At 46.5% G+C, this 21501-nt stretch carries 13 protein-coding genes; 2 read left to right on the top strand and 11 right to left on the bottom strand.

From position 1 onward, the window contains the following. Nucleotides 1-29: 29 nt before the first annotated feature. Both OH458_RS17115 and OH458_RS17110 read left to right on the top strand, forming a co-directional pair. A complete protein-coding gene (locus OH458_RS17115; RefSeq protein ID WP_038137584.1) occupies nt 30-1655 on the top strand; it encodes an ABC transporter permease in 1626 nt (541 codons plus the stop codon). Beyond that, complete coding sequence (locus OH458_RS17110; protein ID WP_269979229.1) at nt 1655-2686, top strand: ABC transporter ATP-binding protein; 1032 nt, start codon at nt 1655-1657, stop codon at nt 2684-2686. The genes OH458_RS17115 and OH458_RS17110 overlap by 1 nt, the downstream gene beginning before the upstream one ends. Nucleotides 2687-2760: 74 nt before the next feature. Here the strand turns inward: OH458_RS17110 and OH458_RS17105 are convergent, their stop codons facing one another. The 11 genes from OH458_RS17105 to OH458_RS17055 all read right to left on the bottom strand — a co-directional run bounded on the left by OH458_RS17105 (nt 2761) and on the right by OH458_RS17055 (nt 21322). After that, nucleotides 2761-4173: a phosphoglucomutase/phosphomannomutase family protein gene (locus OH458_RS17105; protein WP_269979228.1), complete on the bottom strand. Its 1413-nt coding sequence runs from the start codon at nt 4171-4173 to the stop codon at nt 2761-2763. Between the two features lie 124 nt (nt 4174-4297). Next, the gene (locus tag OH458_RS17100) at nt 4298-6706 is read right to left on the bottom strand and encodes a GH36-type glycosyl hydrolase domain-containing protein (protein ID WP_269979227.1); all 2409 of its coding nucleotides are present in this window, start codon (nt 6704-6706) and stop codon (nt 4298-4300) included. 89 nt (nt 6707-6795) lie between these two features. Beyond that, the gene (locus tag OH458_RS17095; RefSeq protein ID WP_269979226.1) at nt 6796-8706 is read right to left on the bottom strand and encodes a beta-N-acetylhexosaminidase; all 1911 of its coding nucleotides are present in this window, start codon (nt 8704-8706) and stop codon (nt 6796-6798) included. A gap of 10 nt (nt 8707-8716) precedes the next feature. After that, on the bottom strand, nt 8717-9592 hold the full coding sequence (locus OH458_RS17090; RefSeq protein ID WP_269979225.1) for an N-acetylglucosamine kinase: 876 nt from the start codon (nt 9590-9592) through the stop codon (nt 8717-8719). Beyond that, complete coding sequence (locus OH458_RS17085; protein WP_269979224.1) at nt 9593-11314, bottom strand: glycoside hydrolase family 9 protein; 1722 nt, start codon at nt 11312-11314, stop codon at nt 9593-9595. Between the two features lie 73 nt (nt 11315-11387). Next, nucleotides 11388-12383: an ABC transporter ATP-binding protein gene (locus OH458_RS17080; RefSeq protein ID WP_005474333.1), complete on the bottom strand. Its 996-nt coding sequence runs from the start codon at nt 12381-12383 to the stop codon at nt 11388-11390. Between the two features lie 42 nt (nt 12384-12425). Beyond that, nucleotides 12426-13409, bottom strand: a complete 984-nt coding sequence (locus OH458_RS17075) for an ABC transporter ATP-binding protein (RefSeq protein WP_005474318.1) — start codon at nt 13407-13409, stop codon at nt 12426-12428. A 2-nt stretch (nt 13410-13411) separates the two neighbouring features. Then, nucleotides 13412-14437, bottom strand: coding sequence for an ABC transporter permease (locus OH458_RS17070; protein WP_269979223.1), 1026 nt, complete (start codon nt 14435-14437; stop codon nt 13412-13414). A 2-nt stretch (nt 14438-14439) separates the two neighbouring features. Next, complete coding sequence (locus OH458_RS17065) at nt 14440-15426, bottom strand: ABC transporter permease (protein WP_269979222.1); 987 nt, start codon at nt 15424-15426, stop codon at nt 14440-14442. Between the two features lie 172 nt (nt 15427-15598). Further along, nucleotides 15599-17281 carry an ABC transporter substrate-binding protein gene (locus OH458_RS17060; RefSeq protein ID WP_269979221.1) on the bottom strand — a complete coding sequence of 561 codons (1683 nt, stop codon included), beginning with the start codon at nt 17279-17281 and terminating at the stop codon, nt 15599-15601. Between the two features lie 654 nt (nt 17282-17935). Next, entirely contained in the window at nt 17936-21322 is a 3387-nt protein-coding gene (locus OH458_RS17055) for a response regulator (RefSeq protein WP_269979220.1), read from the bottom strand. Between the last annotated feature and the right edge of the window lie 179 nt (nt 21323-21501).

The following is a 21501-nucleotide window of genomic DNA, read 5'->3' as shown; positions in this document are numbered from 1 at the left end:
GTTTCATACGGCCTCGTTGTAATTAGGCGATGAAAGAAAAAAATTACCTATGGAAAACCAGTAGTGGAGTGCTTGCTTTGCTACTGGTTTTGCCGATCTTGGCAATATTCACAACCGCAGTCGGTGAGACAAACGAACTGTTTTCTCACTTGATGTCGACGGTGATGCCCACTTATGCCTTTAACACGATTGTCTTAGTGTTAGGGACGATGACATTGTCTTTGTTACTTGGCATCCCTTCTGCTTGGTTTATGGCAATGTGTCGCCTACCGAGCGAACGAGTTCTCCAATGGGCATTGGTACTGCCACTGGCGATGCCTGGCTATATCGTTGGTTATATTTTTACCGATTGGTTTGATTTTGCTGGCCCAGTCCAGATCCTATTGCGTGACTTAACAGGATGGGGGCCAGGAGAATATTGGTTTCCAGATATTCGAACTCTAACTGGCGCCATTATCGTCCTTTCGTTAGTTCTTTATCCCTACGTCTATTTGTTGTGCCGAGCGGCATTTATGGAACAAAACGTTTCACTACTCCAATCAGCACGTCTATTGAAATGTTCACCTTGGGAGAGCTTTCGTCGTATATCGCTCCCACTCGTTAGACCATCAATTGCGGTCGGTCTCTCTTTGGTCGCCATGGAAACGATTGGTGACTTTGGCACTGTAAGCTACTTTGCGGTAAATACCCTGACTACGGCGGTGTATGATACTTGGCTTGGCTACTCTAGCTTGACCGCGGCAGCGAAAATCTCTGCCATTATGCTGGTGGTTGTCATTTTACTTCTTAGTGCAGAGCGCTACAGTCGTCGTAAGCAAAAGCTATTTCAAAATCAATTTAGTAGTCGAGAAGATTTCCGTTACCAGCTCTCTGGTTGGAAAAAGTGGTTTGCGTTGGCATGGTGCTGGGGCTTGGTCTCTATCGCGTTTATATTCCCGCTCGGTCAGTTGATTATCTATGCCTACAAATACTTCGCTCAAAGTTGGACCGCTGAGTTTCGTGAGTATGCGTTGAACAGCTTATATGTCTCTTTGACCGCTGCATTTTTTGGTGTTCTCGTCGCATTGATTGTGAATTTCTGTCAGCGTGTAAGCCCAGGAAGAAAAAGTCTTGCTTTCATGCGTTTGTCCTCGATGGGCTACGCTGTTCCGGGTACGGTGCTAGCCATTGGGGTAATGGTTCCTGTGCTATTTATGGATCATTTTGTCAACGATGTGGCTAAAATGATGGATTGGGGACGTCCTGGGCTCATATTCTCAGGCTCTATGTTTGCGATTATCTTTGCTATGGTGGTGCGCTTTTCTGCGGTGGCGATTGGTAGCGTCGAGAGTAGCTTGAGTAAAGTATCCCCGTCGCTGGATATGGCATCGAGAACCATGGGGTGCAATGCCAACACCATGTTATGGCGCGTGCATTTTCCACTCGTGCGCCGTGGCGCCTTGATTGCGGCATTACTGGTGTTTATTGAGTCCATGAAAGAGCTAAACGCTGCACTGTTGTTGCGTCCCTTCAATTTTGAAACACTCGCCACCTATGTTTATAACTTTGCCTCTGATGAGCATTTAGAGCTAGCGGCGTTGCCGGCTGTGCTGCTCGTTTTGGTGGGTTTAGTCCCGTTAGTTATAGTTAACCGTTCACTGGAGCATTCACACTGATGAGCTGCGCATTATCGATTCTAAACCTCACGTGCAAATATGACGAACAAACCACGGTGTTGGAGTCCTTGTCGCTGGAAGTAGAGCAAGGCGAAATCGTCTGTTTGCTGGGTGCTAGTGGTTGTGGGAAGACAACATTATTGAAAGCCATTGCCGGTTTGTTGCCATTAAGCTCGGGAACCATGAGCTTAAACTGCATGCTGATCGATGATGGAAAAAACTGGCTTCCACCAGAGCAGCGTAACATTGGCATGATCTTTCAAGATTACGCGTTGTTTCCCCATTTAACGGTATCGCAAAATGTTGCCTTTGGCCTGCGTGATTTGCCGCATGATCAGCAACAGTCAAAAGTGAATGAGATGTTAGAGCTGGTTCATCTTGATGGTTATGCTGAACGCTACCCACACCAACTTTCTGGCGGCCAGCAACAGCGTGTGGCTATCGCTCGTTCGCTAGCGTACAAACCGGATCTGCTCTTACTCGATGAGCCATTTTCAAACATTGATACTCAAGTGCGTCATGAGCTGATTGGCGAGATCCGCAAAATCTTCAAAAAGCAGGGCGTAACGGCCATTTTTGTGACTCACAGTCGTGAGGAGGCGTTTGCTTTTGCTGACAAGATGGCGGTGATGAATCACGGTGTGATTGAGCAATATGGCACAGCGAGTGAGCTCTACTATCAACCCTCTAGCAAGTTCGTTGCTGATTTCTTGGGTGGTGGAAGCTACCTATCTGCGACTCGTGCATCAGAGTCTGAGTACGAAACGCAGTTGGGTTTGGTAGAAGCGATGGCGCAACAAGACATCTCTATCGGTGAGCATTGCGAACTATTACTTCGTCCGCAACATGTACAAATCAGTGCAGCAGAAGAGAGCAGTGTCACAGTGCTTGAGCAGCAATTTATGGGCGATCATTGTCGTTATGTAATTGATGCAAGCGGCCAGAAATTGATCGCCAGCTCTGCAGAACCACTCACTATCGGTCAACAGGTCTCAGTGAAGGTTGAAACGCAGGGGGTCCTTGCTTTTTAGTTGCCCAGATAAAAAAGCCCAGCTCGAAAGCTGGGCAAGTGTTCTTCACCTATAGGGACGGAGTTGACACTCCGTTAAAGTTGCAAGAAGTTTTTCACTTGCTGAAGAACACATTCTGCAGTTTCTTTATCTTCCATTTCGGCAAAGATACGCAGTAAAGGCTCTGTGCCTGAGAAGCGAGCAATGACCCAACCGCCATTCTTGAAGTAGACTTTTGCACCGTCTTCATAGCTGACTTTGTCGATCTCAAAGTCAAACTCAGGCAGCTGTTTCTCAACGTAGATTTTGTTGTACAGTGCCTCTTTCTCTGCTGGTTTGAATTTACAGTCTCCCTCTGCGGTATAGGCATAGCCGTACTTGCCGTAAATTTCGTCAAGCAACTCAGACAGTTTCTTGCCTGTAACAGAAATCATTTCGACCAATAAGCTCGATGCAAATACGCCATCTTTGCCCTTGATATGCCCACGAATAGTTAAACCGCCCGAGCTTTCGCCACCAATCAGTGAATCGTCAGCTTCCATTTGTGAACTGATGTGTTTAAACCCAACGGGAACTTCGAACGATTTTTCACCGTGATCTGCAGCGATTTTATCTAAAATATGCGTCGTAGCGATGTTACGAACCACCGAGCCCGTCCAGCCTTTGTACTCTAACAAGTAGTAGTACAACAGAAGGAGCACTTCATTTGGGTGAATAAAGTTGCCCTTTTCATCAATGATTCCGAGTCGGTCAGCATCACCATCGGTGCCGATACCAATATCGTAGCCTTCGGCGGCGACAAGATGTTTGAGACGATAAAGCGTTGCTGCACTTGGTGATGGCATTAAGCCACCGAAGTCTGGGTTTTTACCGTCATTGATTACGTCAACATCACAGCGGCCGTTGATCAGTACCGTCTGCAGTGCGTTTTTCGCGACGCCGAACATAGGATCGATAAGAACACGTAAGTTGGCCTTCTTGATCGCTTCAATGTCGATAAAGTCGATGATCGAGTCTACAAACTCGTTCATTGGGTTGATGACTTGAATCAGTTTGTCTTCAACCGCCTGTTCAAAATCAACGCTTTTTACCTCTTGCGCAGTTAGCGTAGCGATTTGTGACTCGATTTTTTGGGTGATGATTTCATCTGCGTCACGACCACCTTCAATGAAGACTTTAATGCCGTTGTAATCGGCAGGGTTGTGCGATGCGGTAATACATGCCGAGTACGCGCAGCCCATTTCCTTCGCTTTAAACATTACGATAGGCGTTGGGACAAATTTGTCGATAAAGCTAACGACAATGCCGTTTGCTGCTAGAACTTCAGCGAACCAACGACCGGCTTTATCGGAAAGAAAACGACGGTCATAGCCAATCACAAAACCGCGATCAGCAACCGATTCGTTATTCGTGATGTTTGCAACTGCTTGAGCGACCAAACGTACATTATCTTTAGTGAACTCCTCACCGATAAATGCACGCCAGCCGCCTGTACCAAATTTGATCATGATTCGATCCTCGATAAGAGCGGCATCCCACCGCCTCTTAAATCTTTGCTAGCGAACCGATGCACTCATCAAACTCAGTGCATCGGATAAATCAAAAGGGGAGAAGCTCTCCCCTAAAAGATGATTAACCTAGAGTAACGATAACTTCGTTTACTGAACCTTCCGCTTGAACTGGTACAGAGGCACCATTTACTGCTTCACCGTTCACGGTAATCGACTTAACGCCTTTGCTTACTGAATCAGGGTTAACCACTTTGATGTTGTACGTTGCACCTAGCCATTGGCGAGTCACTTCGAAACCAGGCCAGTTCGTTGGAATACAAGGATCGATAGTTAGACCATCGAAGCCTGTACGCACACCAAGGATAAAGTTTGTTACCGCGAAGTAAGCCCAGCCAGATGTACCAGTTAACCATGGGTGGTTTGCACGACCGTGGTCTTGGTGGTCACGACCCATAATGAACTGAACGTATGAGTATGGTTCTGCAATACGTTTTTCGATGATATCGTTCTGGTTGTATGGGTTGAGTGCATCATAGAACTTCATTGCACGATCACCACGGCCTAACTTCGCTTCAGCTACCCATGCCCATGGGTTTGGATGCGAGAAGATAGCGCCGTTCTCTTTTACGCCTTGGTAAACGCGAGTTACGAAGCCGATGTCATCGTTTGGCGTTGCGAATGATGGCGAGTTTAGGTGTAGGCCGTATTCAGAGAATAGGTTCTCGTCTACTGCGTCCATCGCTTTTTCGCCGCGCTCTTGAGATACCGCACCAGAAAGTACCGCAAGTGTGTTTGACTCAAGGTGTACACGGCCTTCTGCTTGTTGCGCTGTACCGATCTTGTCGCCATTTTTCGTCAGACCACGGATGTACCAACCGCCTTCATCATCCCAAAGGTGTGTTTCACACGCTTCACGAACGTTTGCTGCCATTTCCGTGTATTTCTCAACGTCAGCTTGTTTACCTAGGTATTTTGCTAGGTCGATGAACTCTTGCAGTGCCCAGAAGTGTAGGAACGACACCATTGAAGATTCACCACCACCTAGGTTTAGACAGTCGTTCCAGTCTGCGCGTAGACCTTTACAGATACCGGTTTGACCGACGTATTCAGCTGAGAAGTCTAGCGCTGCTTTCATGTGGTCATAAACGCTTGCATCGCCGCCATCTGCGTAAGGGATCACTTCGTCAAAGAAACTGTGCTCACCCGTTTCCATCACGTACTTACAGATGGTTGGAACTAGCCATAGGTGATCATCAGAACATGTGTCTTCGATGCCGTGAATCTTGTCTTCATCAGAAGGTGTTGGAACCACGGTTGGAGATTTAGATGGTTTTACGTCAGCTTTCTCTGGATCGAACCAATCTGGATCGAATAGGTGTAGACCGTAACCTGCTTTCACCTGACCGCGTAGCAGGTCAACGATACGTTTACGCGTCATTGCAGGGTTAGCATGAGGAACTGAGATTGCATCTTGCGCTGTATCGCGGTAACCAAGACCAGTACGACCACCCACCTCGATGAACGAAGCAAAACGAGACCACACCACACAAGTTTCTGCTTGGTATAAGGTCCAAGCGTTGATCATGGTATCTAGACCTTCGTTTGGTGATTTCACTTGGAACTTGCCACAACGCTCATCCCAGTGTGCTTTGATACCCGCAAACGCATTATCAACTTCAGCAAGGTCTTGGTATTTCGCACGCAGACGCTCACCGTTGCCTTTACCGATACCTAGAATGTAAGCAAAGCGAACTTCTTCACCTGGTTGGATAGTAAATTGCTTGTGCAGAGAGCCACAGTGGTTGTAACAAGTTTGCGCTGTATTGAAACACTTACCTTGTTCTACCGCGAGTGGGTTTGCCTCGTCACGGTAAAGACCTAGGAAGCTATCACGCTGACCGTCGTATGAATCTGGGTCAAACGTTGACGCTAGGTAGTAGAAGCCTTCGAAATCGTTGGTGTTGTAGTACAGGTCGTACTCAATCACGCCTTCGTTGTATGACGTGCCCGCAGAGTAGAGAGACATCTGATGGTTTTGGTTATCTGATTGAATGTGGCTGAATGAGAACTCAACAAATGAGAATGCGCTGATCGTACGTGGTTTATCTGAGGTGTTTTTAATCACCACATCCCAGATTTCTGCGTCTTCGCCTTTTGGTACGAACAGTGTCTTTTCAGCTTCAATACCGTTGTATTCACACTTAAATTTAGAGTAAGACAAGCCATGGCGAACTTCGTAGCTTGCTTCGTCTAGACTTTTCGCTACTGGCTGCCAAGAGATTGACCAGTAGTCACCTGTCTCATCATCACGCAGATAAACGTAGTGTCCTGGGCGATCGAATGTCGCGTTAGGACGGAATTTAGTAACACGGTTATATTCAGGTGAATTGTAGAAAGAGTATCCCCCAGCATTGTGAGAGATGACTGTACAGAACTTCTCTGTGCCCAAGTAGTTTGTCCATGGCGCAGGTACGTCTGGTCGAGTGATGACGTATTCACGATTGTCGTTATCGAAATAGCCGTATTTCATGTTAATTTCCTTTTTACCAAGCTACCACTTTGGTAGCCAAAACTTTAAAGCTAGTGAAAACTGTTAATGACGAGTCATTAATCCAGATGTTATTTCCAAGGTTGGCGATACTGGACGCCTTGTCGCTCAAGAAGTGGCAAGTGTCCTTTTAGCCGGGATAAATAATCTTCCCAATTACGTTGAGGCTTGTTTGTCCAACAGGCTTCTGCCATGGCCGTCAAACGAGGGAAGACCATGTAGTCCATGCGTTGTTGTGTGTTAATGATTTCGCACCAAAGCGCACATTGAATACCGAGAATGCGTTTTCTTATCGGATCGCTGTCCGGGATTTCCGCGAGAGGTTCATATCGATACGCATTTTCTAGAGGGATGACGGCAGCCCAATCGACACCAGGTTCTTCAGGAGAGTAATCTTGGGTCATATCGAGATACGTCGACTGACCTGGTTGGAGAATCACATCGAAGCCCTGTTTCGCACAATTCAGTGCGGCTTCTTCGCTCAACCAAGAGTAAATGACGGTATCTTTGCTCACCTTGTTGCCATGTTGAGCTTCTTCCCAACCCACCATTCGTTTACCTAGAGTGCGCAGTTTTTTCTCTGCATAACGCAGGAGGTGACCTTGCAACTCTTTCGCGCTCTGATAGTCGTGATCGGCCATGAGTTTCTGGCATGCAGGGCTTTCAAGCCACACGCCATCAGGTACCTCATCGGCCCCGATATGGATCCATTGAGAAGGGAATAGCTCCGCGACCTCTTCCAGAACGGTATCTAAAAACTCATAGGTACCCGGTAAACCTGGGTTTAGCACATTGTCTGTGTAGTGCTGTATGCTGCGAAACTGAGAGCGGTCCTCGTTATCTTGCAGTAGATGAGGTAAAGACTTAATCGCGGCTCGACAGTGGCCAGGAATATCTATCTCAGGGATCACCGTGATGCCGCGCTCCGCAGCGTAAGCAATCACTTCTTTCACTTGTTGTTGTGAATAGAACCCGCCATACACACTGTTTAAGTGGCTGTATTGAGGGACGATTGGTGTGCCAGTCCCACGGTAAGCACCAATTTCGGTTAATTGAGGGTAGGCTTTAATTTCTAGTCGCCAGCCTTCATCGTCCGTTAGGTGCCAATGGAAAGTGTTGAACTTGTAATGTGCAAGATGATTGATGAGACGCTTCACTCGCTCTATCGGATGAAAGTGGCGAGCGCAATCGAGCATCATACCGCGGTACTTAAAGCGCGGGGTGTCGCAAATCTTGATATAAGGAATCGATAAACCTTGGTCCTGATTAACTTGAATAAGCTGCAGCAAGGTGGCGCTTGCGTGGACAAAACCGATACTTGAGCCTGCTTCTAGGCGAACGCCAGAACCTGAGACGGTGAGCTGATATTCACCTTCATCCAGCGTTGGGTTATTACGATATAAAATGTCACTCTGACCAATGGTTTGAACCTCAAAGTTAAACAGCTGGGAGAGTTCTTGTTGTAGCCAAGTCGCCGCCGTTTCGGCTAAAGAGGCTTGCAGTGTGATTTGGCTAGAGGCCGATAAATGGAAATGGCCATCATGTTGCTCTATATGATTTGGTTTTGGGATCAAGGCTAGATCGGAGGCAACGGTTTTCGGCAGTTCACTACGCTCTCGGTACGGAGAGGCCAATACGATAGGCGTTAGAGTCGCCGGGTAGGTAACTGTGCCTTCATCTGTAGTAATGAGCGCGTCTTTAAGTCCATCAGTGTAAAAACGCAGTGGCGCAGTTCCAATGCTAAACTCGCAGTAGTAGTGTTGGTTGGCCGTCAAGATAGGTGTGTCGGGAGTAACGCGACAGAAACTGCCGACTTGTTCAACCGAACCATGAGTAAAGCTATCTGGCTGGATATAGCGATCGATGATGAACTGGAGCTGCCAGTTTGTCAGATCTTGATCGGTTAAATTGTGTACCGTTAAGCCAAAGCGGCAGAATTGTTTCTGCTCAGATAAAACGGCGAGTTCGACACGAAAGCTCATAGTTTCGCCCTTAATACAGGTTATGTTCGGGTTTCCCCGCAAACATGAGAGCACCCTCAATCGCATCAAACTGAGGTTCGACAATCCAGCTTTGAACAGGAGGGGAGAGCCACGCTTTAATTCGCTGTGCAATACTACCCATTAGACAGATTCGCGTTGCACCCTTGCGATTAAGCGCGATGAGAAACATCTCTACATCAGCGGCTGTCTGCTTCAACATGCTGATTCCTAGCGAATCGCCTTGGTAGGCGTGTTCAAAAATTGCAGGCGAAAATTGACCGTAATCTCTAGGTAGAGCGCCTTTTGACCATTCAACGATTTGATCGATATCTTGATTGAAGTGATTCAGGACATGTTCTGCCAGCGGTGTTTTCTCGACGATGCCATCGGCTGCAAGCAAGACTTGTTGAATAAGACGTAAGCCCATGACAGCGCCACCGCCTTGATCGGAAATAGGAAATTCTCGGCCACCCACAACATGTTGCTCGCCTTGTGCGAGGTAGATACCGCATGATCCCGTGCCAGCGATCATAATGGCGCCTTCATCGCCATTGTGTGCCCCCACACATGCGCCGTAAGCGTCGGTATTTAATACTAATGAAGCGAATGGATGATTGAGGGCCATAAAGGCTTGCCAAGCTGATTTTTGTTCTGCACCTGCTAAGGCTAAACCCACGTGCATACGAGCAAAGTGAGATTCATCTAACCCGCCTTGTTTTGCCGCTTGAGTAATTGCATCGACAATGGATGCCATTGCAACGTCAATCCCCAGTAGAATATTGGCGCTGCCACTTTTGGCTTCACCGATACAGCTTCCGTTTTCGTCTCGAATTCGAGCTCGGCAAGAGGTGCCTCCGCCATCAATACCAACATAGTAAAGTGTCATCTATTTTTTCTCCTGTTGGCTGAAATGGCTGTACTGGGCGATGATAGCCAACAAGTACCAAGCGCCATGAGGAATCCATTGTTCGCCCCAGCGCCAGTTTTGCAGCATGTCGTCTTTCTGTCCTGGAGGATTGAAGGCGATATCTTCTTCATCCTCAAAGCCGGCAGTAATACCGTTGCAAACTCCACCCTTGGCGTTAAAGAAACCATATTGCGGTAAGTAGTCTGGGTTATTGTGGCCGTGTCCATCCAGCATGCACATGTGATAAGGGTTTAGACCGAGCACCCAGTTGATAGAATCTTGTGAAAAACGAAGCAATTGCTGGCGTGTCTGGATGTCATTGATGTAAGGCAATGCAAATAGGGCCATGGTAGAGAGTGAACCTAAACGAGCGTTTTCACCTTGCCACCAATAGCCCGTCTCGTTGTTGTGGGCCACAAAGAAAGCGTCTCGTTTCGACTCGTTAACCCCTTTGACATATTGGCGCGGATAGCCAAACGGGTTTGCCGTCAAATGAGTAATGTTTAGTTCAAATTGAATACTTTTCGAGATGGTTGTTTGAAGCTGTTGTTTAAGTGCACTATCGGTTTCAACCGCGAGGTAAGCGCAAAGAGCAATAACAGGCAGTCCTGCTTCTGCCGCATGGTAGTAAGGTCGAGATCCATCTTGATTGGCTGACCAGTAGTTGGCGAAGTTTTCATCTGACTGTTGACGCAGCTGAAGTTTCGCTGCCCAGTCTCGACATTCAGTTAGGTACTCAGACTTATTCGTTGTTTTGTAGAGTTCTACAGCGGCGAGCAGCGCGCAGTATTCATCGATGATGTTTTCTTCACCATCGTTGAGGTATTGAAGGTTAAACTCACGTAAGTGCCAGTAGCCTTTTTCGGCTGCTGTAAGGTAGTCTTGCGTCGCAAACTCGCCACTTTCTTCTAAACGAGCGGCAGCCGCCAGCGCTGCGATAGATGCACCACCACCTTGTCTAAATGCCGCTTGGTAATCTTCAGATTTATGTCCTTCCTGAGTTGCATACGCACAAATCTCGCGTTGTTTGATGTCTTTTGACCATTTGTCAAACACCGTCATGTAGAAGAAACCTTGTTCATTTTGCATCCGTACAAGAAAGTCAGCGCCAAATAGGGCTTCTTCCATCATTCGTACTTTGGTGAATAGGGCTACATTCTCATCATGAGCGACCAATTCGAGGCCTTTGAGTAAGTTCCAAACGACGATGGGAGTCTGCTGAGGGTTCAGGTAATTGGCATAAGATAAATGGCTCAGGTACTTACTGACATCGCCTGATGCGTCGTACCAACCACCGTGGACGTCAACATGAGTGTCGCTACCAAGAAGTGGAATGGTGTGGTCTTGCTTGTCAAAACGCCCACCGCAACGTTGGGACTTAAAGTAGTGCAGAACATCCGATAGCGTGGTGTCGAAAAGAACGCCTGTTTCGATCTTAAAGATCTCAGAACGGAGATTATCGACACGCAGGTAGTAGCGTCCTGCCTGAGTAAACTGGGAGAAATCAATGCGAAAAAAATTCCCTTGGTGCCAACGAGCAACCTGCGTTCCGTTCTCAATGCTAAAATTAGCAACTGTTTGATGGCTGTCAGCACACACCAATAGCGCAGTGGTAGTCGATAGGCGCGGCTTTCTGGTCATCAGTACAGCTTGCTTTGGACCAAGGGCTTCATAACCAATATGGTTAGTAAGTAGCAGCATTAAAATCTCCGAGTGGTGAATGAGTTATTATGATGTTATCGAGCCAAGACCTTTCGGGCTTGGCTCGTGGTCTTTAGTTTTCGTATAAGTAACAGCGAACAAAGTGGTTGTCTGAAAGCTGAGTGACTTCAGGTAATTTCTCTTTACACTTGTCTGTCGCATGTTGGCATCGACCTGCAAATGGACAACCAAGGGATTGCGGAGTCCAGAGCGGAATCTCGCCTTTGTTGCCTTTCAATTTCTCGTGAATTGATTTGCTTGGATCGGGTACCGCAGAAACCAATAGCTGTGTATAAGGATGCTGTGGATCGTGGATGATCTCTTCGGTATCTCCCCATTCCACCATATGTCCAACATACATAACCGCTAGGTCTTCGGCGATGTAGCGTGCCGTCGCAATATCATGAGTGATGTAGAGTAGAGACATCTCTTTCTCAAACTTCATCTCTTCCATTAGGTTAAGTACACCCGCACGAATCGATACATCAAGCATTGAGGTAGGCTCATCGGCCAACACAACTTCTGCACCAACCGCAATGTTGCGAGCTAGGTTGACGCGCTGACGTTGACCACCAGAAAGTTGATGAGGGAACTTTTGCGCTGTCTCTTTTGGCGGAATAAGACCCACTTGCTCGAGTAAGTCATAGACACGCTCTTCCTGCTCCTTTTTGTTGCGAGGATCGACTTTTTTGTGGATCAGCAACGGACGCAAGATATGGTGGAAGATGTTATGTGTTGGGTTTAATGAGCCAAACGGGTCTTGCCATACCATCTGGACACCTTCGCGGTACGCCATTAGGTCTGAGCGAGAGTCAATCGTTTGGATGTCACGACCCTTGTACTCAATAATGCCGTCAGTGGGTGCGTACATTTTCGCGATCATTTTGGCTGTCGTGGATTTGCCAGAGCCTGATTCGCCAACGACGGATAGACCGCGGCTTTTATACATTTTGAATGACACATCGTTAATGGCACGCATCATTGGTTGGTTTAAGGAGTTACTGTTGATAGGAAAATCCTTAACTAGGTTTTTTCCTTCCACTAGTAGCTGGCCAAATTCTTTGCTCATAATTGTCTCCAGTAATCTTTTTTATTATTTCTCAGTGAGTTGCTAGAGCTTAGTCTGAGCAATTGGGTCACCGTAAAGATGACAATTAGAGAAACGATTTGGCTCAATCTGTCTAAGTTGAGTTGGAACGCGTGTACATGCTTCATGGACGCGGTCACAACGTGCTTGGAATCGGCAACCTTGAGGCACTTCTAATAAGTTCAAAGGGTTACCTGGGATACCGGTCAACTTCGTTTTAGGGCCAGTTAATGGAGGGAAAGAACTACCCAACCCTTTCGTGTAAGGGTGGTAAGGGCTTTCTAATATCTCTTTTGATGGGGCAACTTCAATCAGTTCGCCTGAGTACATGATGCCGATACGATCAGAGAACTCGACCATCAAAGAAATATCGTGCGTAATAAACAAGATAGAGAAACCAAACTCTTCTTTAAGCGCATAGATTTTTTGCAGGATTTCGCGTTGAACAACCACATCCAGAGCCGTGGTTGGTTCATCCATAATGATCATCTTAGGGTTCAGTGCGAGCGCAATCGCAATCACTAAACGCTGGCGCATACCACCAGAGAACTGGTGTGGGTAATCATTTAGACGGCTCGGGTGAATGTCTACGATCTCCAATAGGCCTTCTGCACGTTTCAGTGCTTGCTCGCGGGTCATGTTCGTGTGACGCATGATTACGTCACAGAACTGATCTGCCATTGTAAGTACTGGGTTTAATGCATTCATGGCACTTTGGAATACCATCGACATTTCACTCCAGCGGAACGCTTGCATGCGCTCATCGCTGTATTTGAGGATATCTTCACCATTGAAGATAACCTCACCACCAGTGATAAACGCGGGCGGTTTATGTAGACGCATCAGTGAGAAGGCAACGGTTGATTTACCACAGCCAGATTCACCAGCTAGGCCAAACACTTCACCAGGGGCGATATCAAAGCTGACATTGTTACAAGCTCGTACATCGCCAGCATCAGTAATGTAATCCACGCAAAGGTTGCGGATAGAAATAAGTGGTGCAGTCATAATTATTTATCTCCGCTCCAAAGTGCATTTTGAGGTGGTAGGTCTGGCGTACGTTCTTTCTTGTCTTGTGCAGCTAGTTTCTTCCAACGCTTCATACCTTTGTGTGAACGAAGTTGCGGGTTAGCAATTTCATCAACTGCGAAGTTAAGCAGAGCTAGACCAGTTACAAGAACAGTAAGAGCCAAACATGGAGCAAGTACTTCCCACCAAGCGCCGATTAGCATTGCTGACGATGTTTGTACGTTGTACAGCATGATGCCCCAGCTGATGGTACTTGGGTCACCAAGACCTAAGAATGAGATAATGGATTCCATACCAATTGCGTACATAACAGAGCCGATGAAGCTTGCACCTACGATAGGGATAAGGTTTGGCAGAATCTCAACAAAGATGATACGGAAAGACGATTCGCCCAACACTTCTGCTGCTTTGACAAACTCTTTCTCTCGTAGGGCGAGAGTTTGCGAGCGTATTACCCTCGCTCCCCATGCCCAGGAGGTACAGCCGATGATAATGGCAATCGTCAGTGGCCCTGCCTCACCGATAAAGGCTGCGAGAACAAATAGGAGTGGGTACTGAGGGATAACCAGCATGATGTTCATTGCTGCCGTGAGCACATCGTCAACACGGCCGCCGAAATAACCTGCTGAAATACCGATTACCGTGGCTAGGAAACAAACCGTAATACCTGCGCCGAAACCAACACCTAGAGAAATACGCGCGCCGTGAAGAAGTTGCGACCAAATGTCGCGGCCCATACGGCTAGTACCCAAAACATGGTCTGCCTTTTTAGACATGATCATGGTACGACGGTCTGTAGCTAGATTTTGTGCGACCCAACCATCAGGGTCCGCTTGTGCTGACTTGACAACAAAGCCTGGGTATTCATGTGGATTACCTGTTCTCTTATCTGGAGCATGCTTTGAAAGCACTGGCGCGAAAATGGCCATCAGTAAGAAAAGAGAAACAATTATTAGACCGATACGAGCGTAGGCATTGCCTAGAATTAGCTGAAATAGTTGTTTCATAATTATTTACCTCCCTTGCGCAGGCGAGGGTCTAGAACGACATAAGCCATATCTGCAATTAAGTTAAATGACAGCATGAACAGCGTCATAATGATTAATTGGCCTTGAAGCACCTGGTAGTCACGAGCATGTATCGCGTTCAGTAGTACGGTACCTAAACCTGGGTAGTTGAAGATGATTTCAACGATAAGTTGACCACCAATTGCCATACCTAGCGACATAGAAAGTGCAGTGACACTTGGAAGCAGTGCGTTTCGTGCTGCGTAGTTAAAGACTACGCGGTTTTCACTGAGGCCCTTACCTTTCGCCATTGTGATGTAGTCTTCAGCGAGAAGGTTGATCATGTTGTTACGCATGTTAACCAAGAAGCCACCAATCTGAACGATAGACGCACAGAACAAAGGAAGAGCGGCGTGGTATGCGACATCTTTAATAAATGCCCAACTTGTCCAATCTGGCACTGTACCTGCGGTGTATGCATAACCGGTCGGGAACCATTTCAAGCCAATTGCGAAAATGAATAGCGCTAGCATTGCAATAACAACTTGAGGAACTGCCTGAACAATCAGCATGCCCGGTGTAACAAATGCATCGTATTTGCTACCACGTTTCCATGCAGCAAAGATACCTAGGATAGAGCCTAGCGAGAATGAAAGAATTACCGCTGTACCAGCTAGGAATAGTGACCAACCAAAGGCACCACCAAGCAGTTTGTTTACTGAAAGCGGGTAAAACTGAATTGACGTACCTAGCTCCCAGCTAAGCACATTTTTCATGTAGGCAATGTACTGAACGAAAAGGCCGCCATCGACAAAACCTAGAAGTTCTTTCATTGCAGCAATACGTTCTGGTGTTACTTGAACTGAAGCGTTCGCAAACATCATGGTGACTGGGTCACCTGGCATTGCTCGAGGAATAATAAAGTTTAATGTCGCAGCAACTAATAATGCGACCAAATAGAACGACAAACGTCTTAAAAAATAACCCATAACTCACACCTTACTCACCCAGATTTTCCCTGTTTCTGGTTTCAGGTCGCTCTAGCGAAAACAAATTTTAGAGCGAACAATCCCCTGACGACTGGCGCCATTTGACAAACTTATGAAAGAGTGGGGGATTTTGCGGCATACGGAATGTATGCCGCATAGTTAGAACAACTACTTATTTAACTGGTTTTAGGTCCAGTACGTGTAGTAGACGCTCTGGGATACCAGCCCAAATGTTTGGACGGCCTTTTGGATTTTCTTCGTTCCACCAACCAGTGAATCGAGTTGTATTGTATTGGTACATGTAAGCACCAGACATTACAGGGATTGTCACTTGGTCAGAAGCAATGATTTGCTGGATGCCGTGAGCGATATCTAGCTGCTCTTGCTTGTCAGCTGTCTTGTAGAAGCTGTTTAGAAGACCATCTAGCTTATCGTTCTTGTAGAAGTGCATCGCGAAACGAGGCATACCATCACCAGACTGAAGTGCTGAGTTGTAAGCACTGTTCCAGTAAGTGTGTGGATCTGCACCGTGGAAGTAGTTTGTGTAAGCTACGTCGTACGTACCTTCAAGCATTGCTTGGTTGTACACAGAGAAGTCTGGAGTACGAGCTTTTGCTTTGATGCCTACTTCTGCGAGTTGCTCAACTGCAAGTTGAACCGTGTTGTTGAAGTCTGTCCAGCCGTTTGGCGATTGGATTAGAAGTTCGAATGACTTACCTGATGGAGTGTCTACGAAGCCGTCTTTGTTGACGTCTTTGAAGCCAGCTTTCTTAAGTAGCTCTTTAGCTCCTTCAGCGTTGTACGTGTTGAAGCCTTTGTACTTGCTGTGAGTCTTTTCATCAGACCAAGTTTCGAATGCGTAACCTAGACCTGAAGCGAAGTCATTCACTGTACCGCCACCGTAGAACGCGATGTCGATGATAGTTTGACGGTCAAGAGCCATAGAGAACGCGCGACGGAAGTCTACGTTAGTTAGCGCTTCGTTCTTCGCTGCATCTGGGTTCTTGAAGTTAACAACGAACGCTTGAGTACCTGCTGGCGGGTACCAGTACTGGTGGTTAGGGCTAGCTGCTGCGTAAGTACGGTCGATGTCAGGAATGAATGATGAAGTCCAGTCCATTTCACCGTTAACAACTTTACCTAGGAATTGGTCGTTGTTCGCGATTTGTGGAACGCGTAGACAGTCAACATCTAGGTTGTCTCCATCCCAGTAGTTCGGGTTTGCACACTGGATGTAAAGTTGTGCTGTAAATGTGTCGATCTCTGTGAAAGGACCAGAACCTACAGGGTTTTCGTTAGTGAATGATGCAGGATCTTTGATGTCTTTCCATACGTGCTCAGGTACTACAGGTACTTTTGCAATTTCGTAAGGAACATTAGAGTTCGCTTCAGTCAGACGGAATTTAACTTGGTAGTCGTTTACTTTTTCTACGCCAGTTACCCAAGAGTTGATACCACTTTGATCAAGTTCTGGTTTTTCCTTAACAAGGTTGAAAGAGAACACTACGTCATTTGCATCAAACGTTTGACCATCAGACCACTTCACGCCTTTACGAATATCGAAAGTTACGCTCATTAGGTCATCAGACATCTTGAAGTTTTCAGCAAGACGGAATACAGGCGTGTTACCGTGCATTTCGTTGAAAACAACAAGCGGCTCGTAGATGAAGTCCGTTGTAGTGTGTAGGTTCGTCGCACCCAAGAATGGGTTAAAGTTACGAACGAAGGTTGTAAACTCTTTAGGGTGTACAGTCAGTTCGCTGCGCTCAGCTGCAGTCGCTACTGAAGCGAATCCAGTTGTTGCTGTTGCAATAATTGCTGTTGCTAGTGCTGTTTTTTTAATGTTGGCAAGCATAGCTGTTCCTTACTATTTGCTTTCATTTCACTTATGGAATGGAATGTCATCAATTGATAAACACTCTCTAAGGCCTACCTCTACTTTGGATTGCAATCCGGAGGAGGTGCACAATCTTTAGAGTGGCCTGTAGGCCTTAGGCACAGTAAGAAAACACCTTAACGTCAATTTTCGCAATTGGATTTCCCGTTAAAAACGTAAAAAGTGCCATGTTTCTCGTCAATAACGTTAATAGTGCTCAAACTAGAAGCACCTTGTACAAATTTTGTTGCGTGATCTGACTCGCAGTGACTTTCCGTATGATATTTGTATGTTAGTGCTTACTTATGTTTTGGGCCTCGGTATTTATGGGTGTCCTACGAGATGTGGCGATGTGAGATCTCAATCACTTATGGTTTGTAGTGTTAATTAATTGGATTAAATAAAATCTGCCGTATTGTTGTGACTGGCTTCTCAATATAGATTGTTTTTACGTCAATTGGGCTTTGAACGCGATAATTTTTATTGGAAACATAAAATAAGCAGCATCAAAATCGCAGAGATTCTGGCTTGTTTCACGGGGCGTAAAAAGAGGTTTTTGTGTGTTTGGACAACGGTTACTAGCAACAAAAAAGCCTGCTAAGTGCAGGCTTTAATCTTATGTGTATCGCTAGGTTAACTCGTCAGTAAGTGTTGTAACTTATTGCGCAGCCCTTCAATATGAGCGCGCTGTGGGCTTTGTTCGTTGCAGTGTTCCAGAATGTAGTCTAGAGAGCTCAATACCGTTCTCCAACGAGGCGTTTTGGGTAGGGTTTCTATACGCAAGTATTTATCAAGCGTTCGAGTCTGAAGCGTACTCCGGTCAAGATAAACGCGCCACAAACCGCTCTTCTCTGCAAAGGCAAACTTGGTTTCTCCTGTAACGCTTTCCCAGTACTCCAGTGCGTTAGTCATTGCATCGACCAATATTTCACGCATCACCTCTTGTTTGGGTTTGCTGTCTGAAGAAACCTTATCCGCGAGACGAGTGAACTCGCCACCGAGCTCTTTGAGCTCTTGCAGCTTGGCTTTATCACCATCGAAAGCATAGCTTGATAGGGCTTCAATCGCCGTTTCAAGGTTATTGATTCGACTGGCATTGATGCTTCCACCGACATTAAATATATAAATGGAGCGCAGTCCAGAGCCTTCTGGCAGCTTGAGAATGTCTGTGGAAAGGTGCTGTCTAACATCTTCAACATACACGTCTATGGTTCCGCAGTAGTGATCCTGAGTGATATTGAGGAATTTCGGTGCGATAAGCTCTTCGGCCGATGAACGCTTGAGTTGCTCCGTCGAACGCTTGAACAGTTTTGAAGCTGCCTCGTTGGCAAAACGTATTTTGTTGTCCTCACGAACACAAATAATGGCTTCTGGCGCAGTTTCAAGCTGTTCGAGAAGTCGCCCTTGTGTTTCAAGCAGACTCGCTTCGACTAGAGCACGCTGTTTGAGTTCTAGTTGTAACTGTTGGTTTTCAATCCTGCGCTGTTCGGCTTTACTCGCGGTTAGGTGCGCGCGAATACGAGCGGCTAGCTCCTGTTTATTGAACGGCTTAGACAAATAGTCGTTCGCGCCCGCCTCGAAGCCACGAAGACGGTCGTCGGCCTGATTTAGCGCGGTTAGCATAATGACAGGCAGCTGTGCGTGATCGTAATCTTGGCGGAGTTTCTCACACACTTGATAGCCACTCATGCCTGGCATCATAATATCGAGTAATACCAGCTCCGGTTTCTCTGCTTCCAGTTTTTCGAAGGCTTCTAAACCATCTTTGGCTGTTTGAACACGGTAACCTTCTAATCTGAGGAAACTATCCAAGACCCGTAAGTTGACAGGTTCATCGTCGACAACCAGTAATAGTGGTCCATCAGGGGTCACTGGCACGTTGGTTACCTCGGCAAGTTCAATGTCTGTGCTTTCTGGTGCTTGGAAATGTGGGCTGTCGAATTGACTCGCTGAAGCAATTTGTTCTTCTGTTGCTATCGGAAGCGTAAAGCTAAACGTGGTTCCAACCATTGGTTGACTGCTCACATACAAAGAGCCTTTCATTAGCTCAATGAGTTGTCTGCTAATCGATAGCCCAAGGCCAGCACCTTGTCGGTAGCGACTGGCATCGTTGCCTGCTTGAATAAGCGGCTCAAAGATGTGGTCGAGCTGGTCTGCGGGAATACCCTGACCAGTATCGACAACTTGAACACGAATGTTGTTGTCAACCACAGTCGCGGAAATAACAATTTTCCCTTCTGAAGTGTATTTGATCGCATTGCCAATCAGGTTGTACAGGACTTGCTCAAGACGCTGAGGGTCTGCACTCACCCAAACCGGTTCTTCTGGCACTTGATTGATAATGCGCAGTGGCTTGTTGCCAAGCAGATGAGAAGAGAGCTCAAGTACCAAGCGGGTTGATCCAGATAGATCGACCGCGCTGGTTTCGATATCTAAGTTGCCATAACGCATTTTATGATAGTCGAGTAAGTCATCGACGAGGGTCGCCAAGCGTTGTCCGCTGCTGATGATAATATCGAGCTGGTACTTGTGATCGGCGGTAATGGGGCCATTAGCGCCTGAAATGAGTGCTTCAGCGATCCCAACCATCCCGTGCAGTGGTGTACGCAGCTCATGAGAGGTTGTGGCGAGAAACTCATCTTTCAGTTTGTTGGCTAACTGCAACTCATCATTCTGTTTTTGGATAAGTTGTAAGTTGCTCTCTAGCTCTTCATTTTGCTGTTTGATCAATTGAATTTTTTCACGAATGGAACGTTGCATCCGTTCAAAGCTTACAGCCAAACGTCCTATTTCATCTTTTCTTTCCATGTTGATCATGTCTGCATCCATATCTCCAGCTGAGACTTTTTCTGCAGCCCACGTCAATTTGAGCAATGGGGAAGTGATAAAGTTGGATAGGTAGTGAGACGCCATGACTACGAGTACTATCGCAATCAGCATGGCAGCAACAAACAGTTTTTCGAGCTGGTGAACACGCGCAAACGCGACACTTTCTGGTACTTCAACAACCAATGCCCAATCAATGCCTTTTAGCGATACTGGGCTGTATGCCGCGATGGTTTCTTCGCCGGCAGTGTTGGTATAAGTTCCAACGTTGGTTAAGCCGTTCAGTGCGAGAGTGACAACTTCGTTACTTAATTCGATATCTTCTTTTTGATAAGCCAATGTTCGTGACTGGTAATCAGGTCCCACCAATAACGTCTTCATTGAGGCAATATTGTTGGTGTCTGAAATCAGTTTGGTGATGCCATTGTTAGGCAATCGGAACATCGCGTAGCTGTGCAAATATCCTTGCTGAATAATCGGTGCTCCCAACCAAGCAACCGACTTTCCTTGTTCTTGAGTGAAGTCGGAAATCAATACTGGGGTGAAGTCTTCATTCGCTTTGCGTTTTTCTGTAACCAAATCACGCAACTTCTTAAATGATTGACCTAAATTGGCATCCTTATAGCGCCCAGTAAGTAGGTTAGTACCGAAATTGTCATATTTGAAGATTGAATAGGTGACATTACCATCTCTATCGACCAACAGAATATCGTCAAAATCGGAGCGCTTCAAAAGCTCTAGATACGCCCAGTGGTAGCGTTTGTGCAGTAGACGATAACGTTCTGTTCCGTTGAAAATGTTTGATTGAGGCAGAATAGACGTTTTGATTTGATCGCCAGATCCTTGAATGTAACGCTTTTGTGCATATTCGCGCGCACTTTCAATATCTAGCCCCAAGCTTTGGAAGGCATTGACTAATCCGTAAAAACGTCCGCCACTGGCATACGCAAGCTCTGAGCGTACAAAGCCCATCACCTCGGATTCTTTAGCATACAGGTAATCCACCACTTGTTGCTGCTTGCTATCGCGCACAGAGACAAGGTGCGACGTGCTCTGCTCTTGTAGATCGGTGGTGTGAGATTGTAAGAAAAAGATAGCTGTAATAGTCAGTGGCGTAATGCTTAGCGCAAGAAACGCGAACATCAGCGTATTCTGAAGACGCTTGAATCTTTGTTTGCGATACAACTTAAACATGATGAAAATAGACTTTCCGTGGCAATGCGGCTCTCAAGCAGAGAAGGGTCTAGGTGTGCAGGGACCATGCTGCCTGAAGAGCAAAGTGAAAAACGTTGATTCCTAATCTGACAAAATTAACGAGTTTTTTTACTTTGACAAGTAAGTCGCATTTAAAGCGTGGAGAAAGGCGCAAATTT

This window comes from Vibrio sp. MarTm2 (assembly GCF_027587055.1).
Lineage (GTDB): Bacteria > Pseudomonadota > Gammaproteobacteria > Enterobacterales > Vibrionaceae > Vibrio > Vibrio sinaloensis_D.
This window is presented reverse-complemented; position numbering and strand designations above follow the sequence as displayed.

What these genes read in the sequence shown, in the direction of transcription:
- OH458_RS17115 (WP_038137584.1), top strand. Translation starts at nt 30, where the DNA reads ATGAAAGAAAAAAATTACCTATGGAAAACCAGTAGTGGAGTGCTTGCT.
- OH458_RS17110 (WP_269979229.1), top strand. Translation starts at nt 1,655, where the DNA reads ATGAGCTGCGCATTATCGATTCTAAACCTCACGTGCAAATATGACGAA.
- OH458_RS17105 (WP_269979228.1), bottom strand. Translation starts at nt 4,173, where the DNA reads ATGATCAAATTTGGTACAGGCGGCTGGCGTGCATTTATCGGTGAGGAG.
- OH458_RS17100 (WP_269979227.1), bottom strand. Translation starts at nt 6,706, where the DNA reads ATGAAATACGGCTATTTCGATAACGACAATCGTGAATACGTCATCACT.
- OH458_RS17095 (WP_269979226.1), bottom strand. Translation starts at nt 8,706, where the DNA reads ATGAGCTTTCGTGTCGAACTCGCCGTTTTATCTGAGCAGAAACAATTC.
- OH458_RS17090 (WP_269979225.1), bottom strand. Translation starts at nt 9,592, where the DNA reads ATGACACTTTACTATGTTGGTATTGATGGCGGAGGCACCTCTTGCCGA.
- OH458_RS17085 (WP_269979224.1), bottom strand. Translation starts at nt 11,314, where the DNA reads ATGCTGCTACTTACTAACCATATTGGTTATGAAGCCCTTGGTCCAAAG.
- OH458_RS17080 (WP_005474333.1), bottom strand. Translation starts at nt 12,383, where the DNA reads ATGAGCAAAGAATTTGGCCAGCTACTAGTGGAAGGAAAAAACCTAGTT.
- OH458_RS17075 (WP_005474318.1), bottom strand. Translation starts at nt 13,409, where the DNA reads ATGACTGCACCACTTATTTCTATCCGCAACCTTTGCGTGGATTACATT.
- OH458_RS17070 (WP_269979223.1), bottom strand. Translation starts at nt 14,437, where the DNA reads ATGAAACAACTATTTCAGCTAATTCTAGGCAATGCCTACGCTCGTATC.
- OH458_RS17065 (WP_269979222.1), bottom strand. Translation starts at nt 15,426, where the DNA reads ATGGGTTATTTTTTAAGACGTTTGTCGTTCTATTTGGTCGCATTATTA.
- OH458_RS17060 (WP_269979221.1), bottom strand. Translation starts at nt 17,281, where the DNA reads ATGCTTGCCAACATTAAAAAAACAGCACTAGCAACAGCAATTATTGCA.
- OH458_RS17055 (WP_269979220.1), bottom strand. Translation starts at nt 21,322, where the DNA reads ATGTTTAAGTTGTATCGCAAACAAAGATTCAAGCGTCTTCAGAATACG.